At 42.1% G+C, this 15,088-nt stretch carries 14 protein-coding genes; all 14 read right to left on the reverse strand.

The window, feature by feature from the left end; genetic code table 11:
• Positions 1–16: 16 nt before the first annotated feature.
• The gene (locus FEN17_RS18070; protein ID WP_138366712.1) at positions 17–343 is read right to left on the reverse strand and encodes a hypothetical protein; all 327 of its coding nucleotides are present in this window, start codon (positions 341–343) and stop codon (positions 17–19) included.
• A 305-nt stretch (positions 344–648) separates the two neighbouring features.
• On the reverse strand, positions 649–1,680 hold the full coding sequence (locus tag FEN17_RS18075; RefSeq protein WP_138366713.1) for a hypothetical protein: 1,032 nt from the start codon (positions 1,678–1,680) through the stop codon (positions 649–651).
• Between the two features lie 5 nt (positions 1,681–1,685).
• On the reverse strand, positions 1,686–3,425 hold the full coding sequence (locus FEN17_RS18080) for a restriction system-associated AAA family ATPase (RefSeq protein ID WP_138366714.1): 1,740 nt from the start codon (positions 3,423–3,425) through the stop codon (positions 1,686–1,688).
• Positions 3,422–4,783, reverse strand: coding sequence for a restriction endonuclease subunit S (locus tag FEN17_RS18085; RefSeq protein ID WP_138366715.1), 1,362 nt, complete (start codon positions 4,781–4,783; stop codon positions 3,422–3,424). The genes FEN17_RS18080 and FEN17_RS18085 overlap by 4 nt, the downstream gene beginning before the upstream one ends.
• Positions 4,783–6,396 (reverse strand): type I restriction-modification system subunit M, encoded by a 1,614-nt coding sequence (locus tag FEN17_RS18090; RefSeq protein ID WP_138366716.1) that lies wholly within the window; start codon positions 6,394–6,396, stop codon positions 4,783–4,785. The genes FEN17_RS18085 and FEN17_RS18090 overlap by 1 nt, the downstream gene beginning before the upstream one ends.
• A gap of 20 nt (positions 6,397–6,416) precedes the next feature.
• Positions 6,417–9,200 carry a type I restriction endonuclease subunit R gene (locus FEN17_RS18095; RefSeq protein WP_138366717.1) on the reverse strand — a complete coding sequence of 928 codons (2,784 nt, stop codon included), beginning with the start codon at positions 9,198–9,200 and terminating at the stop codon, positions 6,417–6,419.
• A 254-nt stretch (positions 9,201–9,454) separates the two neighbouring features.
• Positions 9,455–9,574, reverse strand: a complete 120-nt coding sequence (locus FEN17_RS27980) for a helix-turn-helix domain-containing protein (RefSeq protein ID WP_138366718.1) — start codon at positions 9,572–9,574, stop codon at positions 9,455–9,457.
• 166 nt (positions 9,575–9,740) lie between these two features.
• Positions 9,741–10,961, reverse strand: a complete 1,221-nt coding sequence (locus FEN17_RS18105) for a site-specific integrase (RefSeq protein WP_138366719.1) — start codon at positions 10,959–10,961, stop codon at positions 9,741–9,743.
• Positions 10,962–11,518: 557 nt separating this feature from the next.
• Entirely contained in the window at positions 11,519–12,016 is a 498-nt protein-coding gene (locus tag FEN17_RS18110; protein WP_138366720.1) for a GNAT family N-acetyltransferase, read from the reverse strand.
• Positions 12,016–12,444 carry an arsenate reductase ArsC gene (locus tag FEN17_RS18115; protein ID WP_138366721.1) on the reverse strand — a complete coding sequence of 143 codons (429 nt, stop codon included), beginning with the start codon at positions 12,442–12,444 and terminating at the stop codon, positions 12,016–12,018. Before FEN17_RS18115 ends, FEN17_RS18110 begins: the two co-directional genes overlap by 1 nt.
• Before the next feature lie 18 nt (positions 12,445–12,462).
• The gene (locus FEN17_RS18120) at positions 12,463–13,038 is read right to left on the reverse strand and encodes a DUF6428 family protein (protein WP_138366722.1); all 576 of its coding nucleotides are present in this window, start codon (positions 13,036–13,038) and stop codon (positions 12,463–12,465) included.
• Between the two features lie 57 nt (positions 13,039–13,095).
• The gene (locus tag FEN17_RS18125) at positions 13,096–13,425 is read right to left on the reverse strand and encodes an ArsR/SmtB family transcription factor (protein ID WP_138366989.1); all 330 of its coding nucleotides are present in this window, start codon (positions 13,423–13,425) and stop codon (positions 13,096–13,098) included.
• 197 nt (positions 13,426–13,622) lie between these two features.
• A complete protein-coding gene (locus tag FEN17_RS18130) occupies positions 13,623–14,348 on the reverse strand; it encodes a hypothetical protein (protein WP_138366723.1) in 726 nt (241 codons plus the stop codon).
• A gap of 55 nt (positions 14,349–14,403) precedes the next feature.
• Positions 14,404–14,814: a MerR family transcriptional regulator gene (locus tag FEN17_RS18135; RefSeq protein WP_138366724.1), complete on the reverse strand. Its 411-nt coding sequence runs from the start codon at positions 14,812–14,814 to the stop codon at positions 14,404–14,406.
• Positions 14,815–15,088: the final 274 nt, after the last annotated feature.

Raw genomic sequence — 15,088 nt, forward strand, 5'->3', positions numbered from 1 at the left:
TCCGGACTCAATATATCTAGGAACAAAAAGGACTGTCGCCAAAAGCCCTTTCAAGCCTAAACTTTGCCAGCATCTTCTGGCATCCCTCCACGAGTAAATTCACATCAAAAAGCGCGGACTTTTCGGCCGTATCAAACGGTACATCCGAATGATAAAGCGCCAGATCATGCACCATTTTAAGCGAATGAGCCAGCTCTTTGCAGCCCTGACATTCGATGAGGTACCAAAACTCGGCTTGCGAATCTGTCAGCGGAGTGCTGGCATTTGATGCGTGACGTGCATCGGCCGCGGGGTTAGCTGAATGTACATTTGAGCTAACACCTGAACCATCCAAAGTTTGCATGAAAAATGGTTAAGTGTGATTAGATAAGGAGAGGTCACCGCAAACTTTGTCAAAGAGCCAACTTTGATAGGCTTCGGGACTTGCACCCGTATGTCTCTCCAAGACCATTTTTTCCCGGTTACTATTAACTGTTCCATACTTAATCAAAAACGTTTGCGGGGCAAATATATGGAAAGATTTGGATGGGCAGCCAGAGCGTTTAAGCCGACGGTATTCGACTTCTTTTTAACAGGGTGGGGGCTGTCGTACTTAAAGAAGTGAATAATTGTAGAAAGCCAGATCAAAAATAGTTTGGCAATAAGACTTTAGGCTTGTTGAATCGCCTGTAAGTAGGGCATTTTTAGGAAGTTCACATCTCCATATTTGTTTCTTTTCAAGATATCAATATAGTCTTCGTGTGTCTTACCTTGGCTCGTTTCGTAAATATACTGTTCCTCATAATGCATTCTCATTTCATCCGAGCAACATTCCGCTTGGTAGTTTTCCTTGATTCCAAATATTCTGTCCCAGGTTTGCACTTGTTCATCGTAACCTGGGCATTGCAATTCTATTTTGATATTTATTGGCTCCAAATCGGTCACGCTAACGAAATTGACAAATTTGATAGCAACTTCGATATCCGGTTTCGCCGAGCTAAAAGGATAAAAGGCCTTTACCCTTGTATTTGTTTCATTTGCCCTTCCTTTATTCTCTGTCAAACAAAGTGTATCCTTACCGAGTTTGTACTTTCCGTTACAATATTCGCATATCGGAATTAAATTCTTGAAATTCAGAGAGGTAAACGGATATATACTCTTAGGTAGGTAATGATCTAGTGCACCTCTATGAGAGTGAAATTTGGTTAGCACTGGCCCAGTTCCACAACATTTACAAGTTTTCGATTTCTTGACGATTTTCTTATAATAGATATCCGTCTGCTCATATGTATTATAAAATGGAGCAAGATCTAGGCACTGATTATAAAGCGCATCACAAAACGTTTTAATTGCCTGACTAAGAGCTTCGTCAATCGACTCAATCTGTTTATACTTAATCGGATCCAAATTTCCGTTACATAATTCTCTTATTTTATTATTGTTGTGAACAGCCGTTTTAAGTAATTTTCGTTCCTTCCGACCTAGACTTTTACAAACACTATAAATCACCCTCAAAGGGTTCAGAAGATAAGCATGATTAACACCATCCACAAAATTTCTGTATTTGGGCAACAGCAAGGCTGAACTAAATTCATGATCTGCGAATTTAGGAGCGTTCAGTATTATATCAAGCATTACATGATTTACAAATGACTGAACATCCTGAATTCTAGAATAACTATATTTATAAGCCTTTAGCATTTTGCCTATTTCTTTTCAGTGACTTCTTTTATCAATAATAATTTTTCAATTGAGTCGCCAAACTCATTGTTGAGCTCCTCAATCAGTTCCTGAGTATCTTCACTTCCGTCAAAACGTTTCTTGAATTCATTGAGCCTGGATATAGCATATTTACCAATGGTTTCTTTATTTTTGAAAATCCTATTTGTCAGTAAGTTGACTGATGTTCCATAAGTATCAATCCCTAATTCGCTAGCCTTTAAAGCCGTTGTATTCCCTTTCTTATCTTTCTCAAACAATATAACATTATCTGGCAAGCAATCAGATATAATAAATGGTGAATGCGATGTCAGTAAAATATCTTTAAGTAAATGCACATTTGAACCACCGACATCCGATGGACTAGGATTGCCAGCAGTTATGCTATCATTTAATATTTTGATGAATTTGGCACGCCAGCTCGGATTAAAGTGCGTCTCCGGCTCATCTAACAGCAACAGTGCTCGTTTATCTTTTAGCAGCAAACAGATGCCCATCGTATGTATAAACTGGTGCTCACCATCAGAAAAACTTCTTAACAGCAGGTCTTTCTTCTCACCTGTTTTCTTTAATTCCTTCGTAATGTAAAAATCCAAGAAGTGAAAAACATCTTGTTTCGAGCTGCCAATTGGGAGCTTACCGTCCGTATACACCCCCTTGGAACGATATATTTCCAGCTTGGTAGCTTCATCTACAAAATGACTGTTAAGCTCATAAAGCAATCTGAACAACTGAAAACATTTTAACGAATTTTGGAAATGTTTTCTGAATGCGGCTTTGGTGGCTTCATTTACATAAAAATCCAGCCATAGTGTCTTTGAATTACTATCTTCAAACCAACACGTTGCACATTTCTTCAAACTCCCAAGTTGATGCTTGTCTATCAGAGTAAGAATTGGGATTCTCTCCTTGTCTTTTGCCTTATATATCCCAAATTCAAATTCATGCAGATTTAGGTTCATCCTGAAACTTCGTAAACCTAGAATTCCGGTGTTGTCAACTGCCCTAAATGGTGCAAGGGTATCATCACTTTCAAACAACAAGCAGACCAGCAGTACCGCCTGGCTCATATTGTTGTCTATGTATATTAAGCTATTTTCGGGTTCATCGTATTTCTCGTATTTGTCTCTGGTGGCCTGGTAGTATTCATCCAGGTGTATTAAGCGACTTTTGACGAAAGGTAGACTTAAAATCTCATTCTCCCCCGATGAATAGCCAACGATTTGATTAGGAAGATACATTTTGTCTTGTGCCTCCAATATTTTGCCTGAGGCGTTAATTGTCTCTTTCTCTGTATCTTTATTAGGAATAACAATTGAGTCTTCGATATAAGGCGAAGCATACACCTTAATGCCGGGTTCTTCGCCCTGTTTTTTAGTAATTACTACTTTTTGAAAGATGTCTTGGGTATATGGTTTTTCAGTTAATTGACCAATCAGGTATTCCAATCTAAAAGCGTCAGGAGTACATTCACTACGTTTAAAATTCGCTGAATCCTTAATGCTTTCCGGTAGATAGCGTGCTACGCAAACTTCCAGATGATAAAATATGTTAGCCAGAGCTTCAAGTACATTACTTTTACCGCTACCGTTTAAACCAGCAAAGCAGAAAGGACGAAACTGCTCCATGGATTCGGTATCATCCAAAGCATGGAAATTGATTTCAAATCCTTGCTGTAAGCTTCTGAAACCGGCTTCGTTTTCTATTCTGAGTCTCAATAGTTTCATTCAATAGCGAACTTTACTCCGCTTGTCTTTTTATCAAACACCTGTTTAACTTTATTATCCTTCAAAAGCTCAAATAGTAACCTAACGGCTTTGTCATAGCTACCTGGATCGTAAAATTTTTTGTCATTTAGTTCATCCTTCTCAAGCCTTTCCAGCAAAAATTGGATGGATTGGATACTACTATTTTTCTTGAAAAATTCATAGTCATTTTCAAGCAGAATCTCCAAATCAACGGCAGAATTAAATTTCAATTTACCTTGAAATGAGTATTGAGAAAGGGCACTAAATAATTGTCTAGTTTCCTTTCTCATGCTAAACAGCATTGCCTTAATTTTCTCAACTTTTAAAACAATTTGGGAAAACTTATACTGCATCTCCAATGGAGGGACATAAACTGGAAATGCCTTCAACTGTGTAGAGTTTATAGATGCGATTCCAGAAGTCTGTTTTGCCGCTTTCAAAAAATAATTCTTACCGTAAAGACTAGATACTTGAAAGGATAAAAATATTGGGTTAAGTAATTCCATTTCTTTGACTCGGACCCTAAAAATATGGTTTTGGAAAATACAATCGTCAATTTCACCTTTCCAAAGTGTGCCTCTTCCCAACTTATCTGGATCACCTCCCTCAGTTAGCAATAGGTCGTCCACGGCTAGATTATATCTCTCTATTTCCTCCTCAGTTGCTTCAATTTCTTTTATCTCATTTAGATCGAGAAATCCGTCCTGCACATTCGCAACTCTCATGTATGCTACCATTCTTGTTGATTTTCCAAGATATTCTTTGCCTTTTGTAAGTCCTGATTTAATATCTGCTAGGTCCACCAATGAAATGATATTCGTCCCTTGGTACTTCAAAAACATTTCTAAAAAAGTAGCTCTAAGCAATTCATCATATTTGGCAATAGTCTGTTCTCGCTTGTCTACTATCGCTTTCGCCTTATCTAATATAGCGCCAATTTTGTTTTGAGTTTCGAGGTCCGGTAGTGGAACTTCGACTTTTCTTAGGCTTTCTCTCGTAATTTGCGGTTGTGCTGAACCAGTTATAACATTTTGAAAATTATATTGTTTGAGAAAATGATATAAATATTTGGTAGTGACCTTGCTTTCGTCCACCTTATCCAATGCCATTGCATTCCCGTTAACATAAGAATACGGTTCAGATAAATTAACAGAGCCACAAGTTGCTCCACGGCATGTTATTAGAATTGTCTCTTCTTCATGGTTGTATGAATTTGTTTTTCCAATAATCCCATTTGCTCCATAAACGCTATATTTCCCTTTTACATCGAAATCTCCGGATGAAATGGTCTTCCATTGTTTTGGTGTCGTAATATCAAATAGATTAAATATGTCCATCAACCAATTAAATTTCTAAGTTCTTCCATGTCCTTGTTAATTTCTGTCTCTAATGTGAAAAGGGCTTCTAGAATCTTCTGCGGTGGCTCGTAAGTTTGTTCTTCGTATTCAAATTTTTTGTAGCGATTATAACTTAAATCGAGATTGTTGTCTTTTATTTCGTCTATTGATACATAGAAGTGTTTTTTGCGCTCAACCGGAGTGTTTGTAGCTCTTTGTTTGAAGGCATCAACTGCAATTGGGAGTGGATTTTCCGTCAGTTTACGGCGGTTATCGTCCAGGCTATAGCCGTCACTATTAAGCTGGTAAAACCATACTTTTTCAGTATGCCAAGTCGGGCTATCTTCCTCTACTTTAGTAAGTACTAATATAGCCGTCTTTACGCCAGTGTAGGGCTTAAAGGCACCGCTGGGCAAGGATATTACTGCCTCCAGTTGATTGTCCATTAGAAGAACTTCTCTCGTCTTCTTCTGGGTTTTACTTCCACCGAATAACACCCCCTCGGGGATGATTATGGCAGCTCTGCCTCCCGGACGTAGCATTTTTGAAATACGGATGAGAAATAAAAGCTCGCTTTGGGTACCATCAACTTTCAGTTTATCACTCATCCCACCTTTATCAATTCTGCCGGTGAAAGGTGGGTTAGCCATTATTACGGAATATTCTTCATCCTTGTAGTCTTGATCATATTTCTTGGAAAGAGTATCTACATTTTCAATTTGTGGGATCTTAATGCCGTGAAGCATCAGGTTCATCAAACCGATTCTTACCATGGTCTGGTCTACATCGAATCCGAAGAAGGTCTTTTCGTTGAGGTGATCCCAAACCTCTTGCTTGGTTATTTTGTCCCCTCCGTATTTTTTAAAGCGTCTCATTCCGTTCTCATCCAGCACAATTTCCTCGGGACTGCTGTGTTTGGTAAGAATATGCTGATAAGCTCCCAGTAAGAAACCGCCAGTACCACAAGCAGGGTCACAAATCTTATCAGTCCAATCTGGATCAATAATTTCGCTCATGAATTGAATTAGATGGCGTGGTGTGCGAAACTGTCCGTTTTTACCGGACTGACTGAGTTCATTTAAAAGATATTCGTAGACATCGCCCTGTGTGTCCTGAAACTGCTGTCCTTCATTTTGTTGTCTCTTGATCTCTTCAAAAATATCATCAATCGCTTTTACCGCTTCATCCAACAACGCAGAGTTGTTGATGATAAAAACGGCATTCTGCATGTGTCTCGTGAAAGGCTGAGATGGATCATTGAGGTTTTTGATAAAAAAGAAAGCCTTCCCTGATACTCTTTCCAGCATGCTGTCAGGATCAAGATCTTTAAACTGCGACCAGCGACAATCGTCAGCACTTTCATAAACAGCATTTCCATGAATGTCTGTGATCGCAATTCCTTTTTCATCTACTTGTGGACGAAAGAACAATGTTTTGTACACGACACCGGCAAACTCCGCTTTGAGTTTGGCATCAGTATCAGCATCATCTATCCTGCGCATAAAAAGCAAGTAAGAGATTTGCTCAATGGCAGTAATAGGATTAGTGATGCCGCGGCTCCAGAACTTATCCCAAAGCTTGTTGATTTTTGATTTTAATTCTGTTGATAACATTTGTACTCTCTTGTAGTTTACTAAGCAGCTATTCTATGAATGACCGTGATGATTTCTTCAATTTCTTTGGGTGAAAAAATGCCCAGTATGCCTTGGGGATGCAGTTGAGTAAATGGGGGATTAATCAAATCTTTCTTTTCAATCTTCCCTTTGTCAATCAGATACTTCTTCAAAACCGACATAAACTCAATCTGACTATTTGAAAGGTTGCTGTGAAGCTTTATAAATTCGTCAAAAGCCGTGGTTACCGTTTCTTCAAAAGAATGAATCACTTCTATATGCAAAATGTGCCTGATGAATTGCAGGAATTTGGCGTGTTGATTTCCGTAAACTCTCTGCAATAGTTTCTCTGTGACGAATGGGTCTTTAGCATTCATCATCCGCGCCAGTTCATTCAATTCACTTTCAGTTATCGATTCTCCCGATTTTATCTTTTGCAAAACTGGGTTCTGGTCAGCCAATTCCTGTACCATTGCCTCTACCATTTCCCTGTACCTGCTGACACTTACTAATTCATTCTCAGGACCAAACTCAATCATTTCCTTTTTGTAGGTAACATCTTTCAAATTGAGGTTCTCCTGCTCATCGCCACCGCCCCAGCGTTGGCGGTACCTCATAAGTGGCGCTATTTTGCCAATCAAAAGTTTTAGCTCGTCTTCTGTAACATTAATCCAAAAGCTATCTCTTAACGCTCGAGATATTATTTCCTTTTCCTTCGCCACAAGGCTAATGTTTAGCGGCAACTCGGCTATTTGGGTTACGATGAGCTCTTTCAGATTCTCTATATCCTGACCTTCGTTCTCTAGCTGGGCAATTGAAAACTCTACAATGTCTTTCTCAAAACGCATGGCCTTAAAATCGACAGAAGATAGTGATCTTAATAAAGGGGCAATGGATTGGTCGAGAAATTGTATTTTGTCCTCGTTCAGCTCATCCCAAAAATCACGCTTATAGACTTTCTCCAATTCATTAGCATTGTCTTGGACCACTACATTGTTTTTCGGCAGAGCGTTGATAAGTTTCTCCAATTCCAGCTTTTCTGAATGGACAATGTCCGAACTCCGCGCTTGTGCCAGTTTCAGCTTCTCCAACCGCATTCTGAATAACCGGACAGGCAATGCTGTTTGTGCTTTATTTTCCTTTCCCTTCGGGTTGAGCTTGAAGTATTCGAAGTTATCCCAGCAATCGATAATGAGAAACTTGTCCTTTTCATGGCACCAGCTTCTTCGGTCGTTGGGATTTAGTAGTCTCGTTCCGCGCCCAATCATCTGCCAAAACTTGGTGTAGGAGAAAACCGGCTTGGCGAATACCAGGTTTACGAGTTCCGGAATATCAATCCCAGTATCCAACATATCAACACTGATGGCGACCCTTGGAAAGTCGTAATTCTTAAACTGATCGAGTAAGCCACCTTTGCCGTACACCCTGGGATCGTCCGACACAATAACCTTTGCAATTTCTCCCGCTCCCTGCGGATAAAATTGGTCAAACACTTCTTTTATCCGTCGGGCATGCTTCATCGTCATGCAGAAGAAGATGGTCTTACCCGGCAATACACCATTAGGATCTTTAATGCATTCCTCCCAAAATTCCCTAACTATCAATGCGTTGGTGCCCTTATTAGTGACTGCTTTCTCAATTTCGGTTCCTTCAAAATTTATCTCAACAGGATCTTTTCCTTCCGCCAGCAATTTCTTCTGATCATCTTCGGAAATAGTGTTAAGATGAATTCCTTCTTGCTGAAACTTCGTTGTCAACTTCATCACCTCGAAATTGGACAAGTAGGGCGGCTTATTATTGACCGCATCTTCGAAGGTGTAGGCGAAGGTGGGCAAACCGTCTTCGCAATCAAATAACTCAAATGTGTTATGGTCTATCGAATCCGTCGGCGTAGCGGTTAAGCCAAGCACAATGGTGTTGAAATAATTGAGTACGTTGTGGTAAACATTGTAAATGGAACGATGACTTTCGTCGATCACAATAATATCGAAGAAATGCGGCGATAGCCCATCGCTTTCTATGATATTCAACATGGTAGGGTAAGTAGAGACATACACACGCCTATCCGTCGCAATTTTCGTTTCACCGGAATGCGGCCATACGGAATATTGCGGAGCATTATCCTTAAAAGCTTCTATTGCCTGATCCCTCAGAGCTACACGATCCACTAAGAACAGAACTCTTGAAATCCAGCCGGCTCGCATTAAGCCGTCTACCATCGCAATACAGGTTCTTGTTTTACCCGTGCCTGTAGCCATAATCAAGAGAAATCTTCTTCTCCGTTCCTCTAGCTTTTCAAAGACTGCCCTGATCGCCTGAATCTGGTAAGGCCTTCCTGCAATTTTGGTATTGATCAACTCATCGGCCAAAGGTTTTTTGTTCTTGCGAATGAAGGCCATTCGTTCAAGATCTGCACGCGTCGGGAAAGAGAATATTTTTCTCGGTGCATAGTTTTCTAAATCCCAAAAGAAGATATCGTGACCGTTTGTGTACATGCAAAACGGAAGTTCACATCTATAATTCTTTTGAATGTTATAAGCGTATTGTTTGGCCTGTTCTTCACCAATCCGAGAATCGACAGTTGATTTCTTGACTTCCACAACAGCTAACGGCTTGCCGTCCCTGCCTAACAAGACGTAGTCACTGAATTGATTTCCGTATGGCACGTAGGGTTCCGCAAAGCCTTTTGTGTCAGTCTTGACATTAAATTCTTCTATCACCTGTGAAAAGTCACCCACATTCCACCCAGCCTTTTTTAGGCGAAGGTCTACAAGTTCTTTACGGGTGATCTTTTCTGGTTTCAAAATAATGGTCGTCGGCGACTTATTTGAAGGTTTTGCAATGTTAACAAGTTGAGTTATAGATCAGGAGCTAGTCTCTGCCGCTCCATTTCCCGAAGTTCTCTTTCAGCAGCAGACAAAATTTCCTTGCTATAGACCTCATCAACAAGCTATACGGCAATAATTTTACACATAAATTCTATTATTAATTCTCTCTCTTCGATATTAAAAGTCTTCGCAATAGCAGGGAGCATTTGCCGATTTAATGGCCTTTCACCTCATTCAAGTTTACTAAGCGTGCCTTGATCAATATCCATTATGGCAGCAAGCTTTCGTAAGGGCATCTTCGCCTCCTCTCTAAGCTCTCTTATATACTCACAAAAGTTAGCTTGTTGCATTAGGCCGCTATTGTCTTGACAGCTTTGTCAAATATAACCCAAGATTTACTTAGCGCAGTATGTTGGACATTGACACGCAAAAAAATGCCTTGCAAACACGGAGGTTTTAAGGCATTTTTTGCGCCGCCAGCCATCCAATAGTCATCAAAAAGAGTTACTAACCAAATCACTTCCGCAAGATCTCCTTCAACTTTGCCATGTCATCACTGATCTTCTTATCTACAATCTTTGCATACTGCTGGGTAGTCTTAATATTCCGATGCCCGAGCATTTTAGACACACTCTCAATTGGAACCCCATTAGTCAAAGTAACAGTCGTTGCGAAAGTATGTCGAGCCAAATGAAATGTGATGTTCTTATTAATCCCGCACAAATCGGCAATCTCCTTCAAATAGGCATTCATCTTCTGATTAGAAAGCACCGGCAGCACCCGATTTTCATTCTCGCATTGAGGATGATCTTCATACTTCTCCATAATCTCCATCGCCATTGGTAGAATAGGTATCCGAGACGGAGTGTCAGTCTTCTGGCGCTTGGTCGTAATCCACTTTTCACCATCAATCCCTTCGGCAATCTCACTCCGCTTCAATTTATATATATCGGCATAGGCAAGTCCCGTGTAGCAACAGAAAAGAAAGATATCCTTGACAAGAGCCAGGCGACCGTCACCCATTTCTTTCTCCCATACTTTCTTCAACTCAACTTCTGTCAACGCCTGCCGATCAACCTCTCGCTTCGAAAATTTGAAAGCATAGAAGGGATCACGTTGGAGCCATCCTCTTTTAACACATAAAAGAACAATCTTCTTAAAGTTCGCAAGGTACTTCATGGTAGTGTTATGGCTGATCTTCTTAACTGCTTTAAGCCAGAATTCATACTGTGATATAAATTCGTAATCAAGCTTCTTGATTTCAAAATCATCCGCCTGATACTTCCATTTGATAAAGTCGCGGGTATGTTTCATACAAGTCTCATACCGCTCCAAAGTGCCAGGGGCAAAGTCTGTTCCGATCAAAGCAGCTATCTGATCGTTGTGCTCGCGGAAAATGGGAAGGATAGTTTTACCGCCTTCCGTTCTGCCTAGAAGAATATTCTTGATAGCCTCTGAGGTGACTTCTTTATTTTCCTCAATCAAAGATCGCTTTGCCTCGTAAATTTTGGTGGTGAGAGTATCGAGATAAGCATTCAATGTTTTAGTGTCCTCCTTGTTCCCGGTCGCCCGGCCAGCACCTACGCTCCACTTCGACGGATGCCATGTACGTTTGGTAGAGATGTCCTTGGGAACGCCATTGACAGTTACACGACAATAAACATAACGCATTCCTTCTGCTAATTCTGGATTGGGTCTTTTCAAAAAGAAAATCAACCCGAAGCTTGTTTCTAACATAGTACAAATGTTTAAGATGAACAAAAATCGAATTGTTACCATTGAAACGCAAGATGTTTACGTCGTAAACATCTTGATAGCCAGCTAGTTAGGCACCTAATCGTGGAAGTTTTTTTGGTGTTATCTCACTTCCACGAATCGCTACATTTTTATTGGGAATTTTTGAATATTTTGGTATACCTCAAAAACGCAAAAACCCCGTTTAAAGCGATTAAACGGGGTTTTTGAATGTTTTGACATCATGTCCTGCAGAGAGAGAGGGACATGAAATATGTCTATATCTAAATGAAAATCAATATATTATAACAACATAAAAAAGTCTGCTCACCGAATTGCTCACCAGGATTTTTTTGGCCGCAACCGATGGTAAATTTAGCATTGAAATCAGTCTAAAGCAAGCGTGCTACCACCTTCAATCTATCCTCCTTGTCCGATGATTCGAGCAGAATACCAATAAGTTCCGATCTTCCAATCTCCATTTAGCCATTAGGTCGAAACCAGAGGTAGAAACGTCGCGGCGGCATAGGTAAATACTGAGTAAACAAGGATGCTATTGACTAATCATTTCCAACTACCGAGCTGCGGCGTTCCAGCAGTATTACATCCCGCCAAACGCCATCACGTTTTCCAAGCTTTTCACGGTAGCCGACTTTCCGGAAACCTTGCCGCTCGTGAAGTGCAATACTCGCTTTGTTTTCCGGGAATATCTGCGCTTGCAATGTCCAGAAACCGAGTTTTTCGCTTAACGGCACCAAGTCAGATAAAAGCGCCCGGCCAATACCGAGCCGGTGGAATTCCGGATGAATATATATGCTGGTTTCAGCTACACCTCCATACACGCACCGACTGGAAACCGCTGACAGGAATGCCCATCCGATAACCTGGCCGTTATCTTCTACCACAAGAAGAGGTTCGGTAAGAAACTTTAATTTCAGCGCGTCGACTTCCGGCGTTTGCGTTTCATATGTCGCATCACCGGTATCAATGCCCAGCTGGTAAATCTGTTTTACTTGCTGCCAGTCAGCTTCTGTTAGGGGGCGAATGGTGAAAGCCATTATGCAGGCAGTTTTTGATGGATAAATTCGCGGCTGTACTCTTTGATTTCATCCCGAACCCTACGGAATGACGTTACCAGGTCTTCATCTGGCCGCTCCGGCGTACCGGTATGGCCTGGATCAGAAAAGCTATGGTGGATCAGTGCACCCGCAGACGGGAAATAAGGGCATTGCTCACGTGCATTATCGCAAACCGTGATCACATAGTCGAAAGCGATGCCGGTATATTCGTCGGCATGGTTCGAGGTATGATGCGAGATATCAAGACCATCTTCCGCCATTATCTGGATGGCAACCGGGTTTACGCCTTTGGGATCTACACCAGCGCTATACACTTCTGCGCGGTCACCTGCAAAATGCTGTAAATATCCTTGCGCCAATTGGCTGCGGGCTGAATTGCCCGTGCATAAAACTAAAATTCGCTTCATGAGATAATTGATTGATAATTAGCAACAGCCGGAACCTGGTTTGCATGCAGCGCCATCAGCATTTGCAGCTTCCAATTCCTCTTTTTCAGGAGCCGGGCCACAGCAGGATGTGGCCGTGGAACCCGTTCCGCATGATTGATCTCGCGTTAGTGCTTTGCACTGGGTAAAATCTGGAACCAGGTTGACGGTGAAGCTATCGCTTTCAACTGAAAACTCACCTGGGTACATTTGGCGTGTATCGAATTTTGAATTGCCAAACTCGATCTTCACAACCGCATGCGGGTTAAGCGGTAACGACTTTTCCACCAGGTTCACAATTTTGAGCGCTTTGCGGACCAGCATCGAGCGGTCAGTTTCACTTATCGGCGGCTCCCACAGCTGCACGATTACCTCCGTCCAGCTATTCATTACACCGCCGCAATCTACCGAGACAATCGGGGCCTGTTTAATCTCCGTGATGTGAAATGAGCGGTCGACAAACTTACCCGCCTCGTATTGGAATTGCAGGTGCAGATCCAGATTTTGTTCGAGCGAGCTTTTGAAAGCCTGCCAGGTGAGCGCACCCCGGGTCATAGGGATCAATTGATGGATCATAAATTCATTAGTTATTATTGTAATATTACGATTGATTTGGTCAAAAAAAGTACCTGCTTACTTACAGCAGGTCACCTCCTCAAAGGATTCCAGGATAAAGCCGAATACTTGCCGTGCTTCTTCCCACACCGGAGGATTGATGCAATAGCAAACGCGTGGCGGGTTGATTTCGCCCTGAATGATGCCGATCCGTTTTAGCTCCTTCAAATGCTGGGAAACTGTGGCCTGGGCAAGATCCAATTCATCCACCAGGTCACCGCAAACACAAGCTTTACGGGCAATCAGTAACTGCAAAATGGCAACCCGCGCAGGGTGAGCGAATGCTTTTGCCAAATCAGCAATGCGGTTTTGTTGCTCGGTAAATATTTCCGTCTTCGTAATTCCCATGCTGCAAACATAGCAGAAAAATTTTTCATCGCAATATTGCGATTGGATTTCTTCCCACTTGGAGAGAAAATCACTTGTCATCGGGCAGTCAGGTTTCTGGTCTGACTTTTAGTACGCGCAGCCGAAGAGTGGTACGATGCGGCGAAGCGGCATTGAGCATGGTTGGCCATACATGTTTCGCCCATGCAAAGCAAAATCTATCGTGCAGTATGGCGCTTCGCCCAATATTTTTTTAGGTCAGAATAAATCCGGTCGGGATAGAATGTGAGCCCGTAACTATAATAAGGGCCTTTGAAATGTTCCCGGAAGACGGTCTGCCTCGCAGCATTACGGTAGCCAATTTGCAGGCCGAACCCTACCCAAGGTGTAGCTTTGAATTCCCCGTATGCCCCGAGTTGATAAGGCACGAAGTAGAAGTGACCGCTGCCGAGTTGGGCATCATCGGATATCCGGCGATAATGTGCTGATTCACTGCCCAAGCCCATTTCAACCGGAATGTATACCGTCCAACGCGGATTCCGGTATAGGGGGAACCAATAGCCCAGGCTCGCAAACCCGACATCAGTACGGGTGTAGTATTCCAGGTTGATGCGGTGGGCATGGCTCCTATGCAAATCGATCAACCGTTGCTTAGCCCCGTAACTTAGCCAGTAGTAACCAAGTGTGAGCTTGTGTTGCCCTTTCCCGAAGGCGATACCTCCTAAAATGCCATTGATCGTAATGTGTTTCCCCTCGATGATTGTACTGCGTGAATCCAGACTTAGCACACCGTGCATGGAGGCTCGCGCGGTTGAATCGGACTGACCTGCACGGCAAGGCGCGGCCGGTAAGAGTAGGACTGCCAGGATCAGGATGGAAAATACCTTTTTGGATAAAGCCTGGATATGGCCGATCGGGCGGGATGGATTATATATTTGGAACATAACAAAAACTTCTGCGAGATCGGCAATGCGGTTTCGTTGCTCGGTAAATATTTCTTTAAGAAAGAAAATCTGTCGTCAGCATCGGGCAGTTGGGTTCCTGGGCATTTGAGCAGCAATCCTGCAAACACTTGTCGACACTGCGCTGCATCAGTTGCCTGAGTTCGATGAGTTGCATGATCTTCTGATCGATTAAGGATACTTTTTCCGAGATGATCTCTGATACGTTCTGACAGGAGGCCTGATTGGTTTCGATCAGGTCCAGAAAACTGGCGGTTTCGTTCAACGTAAAGCCAAACCCTTTGATGCGCTTGATTTGAAAAAGCCTCTGTAAAGTATGCTCAGAATATTCTTTGTAGTTATTAAACCTCCTTTCTTTGCGGCCGACAGCTATCAGGCCTTGCTTCTCGTAAAAACGGATTGTGTCCCTGGACAACCCAGTTTGTTTTGATAGTTCACCAATCAGCATATTTTTTTGGTTGAGGTTCTTGACAATTGACTATTGTCCACGGTTTAGTTTTACGTCTAAAAATATCATGAAAAATAGGAAAAATCTCCCGGTTATAGGTTTGAGTATCTTTGCCTGTGCCGTTTGCTGCGCTGCGCCCATTCTAGGGTCTGTCTTCGGTGTAGCTGTATTGACTTGGCTAAGTTACTGGACCAACAGCGTCGCCGTTGTATTTATCGGCCTGGTGGTTTTCGTTTTTATTCTCAGAAATACGAGAAAGGTGCCATGTGCCACC

This window comes from Dyadobacter luticola, assembly GCF_005860805.1.
GTDB classification, from domain to species: domain Bacteria; phylum Bacteroidota; class Bacteroidia; order Cytophagales; family Spirosomataceae; genus Dyadobacter; species Dyadobacter luticola.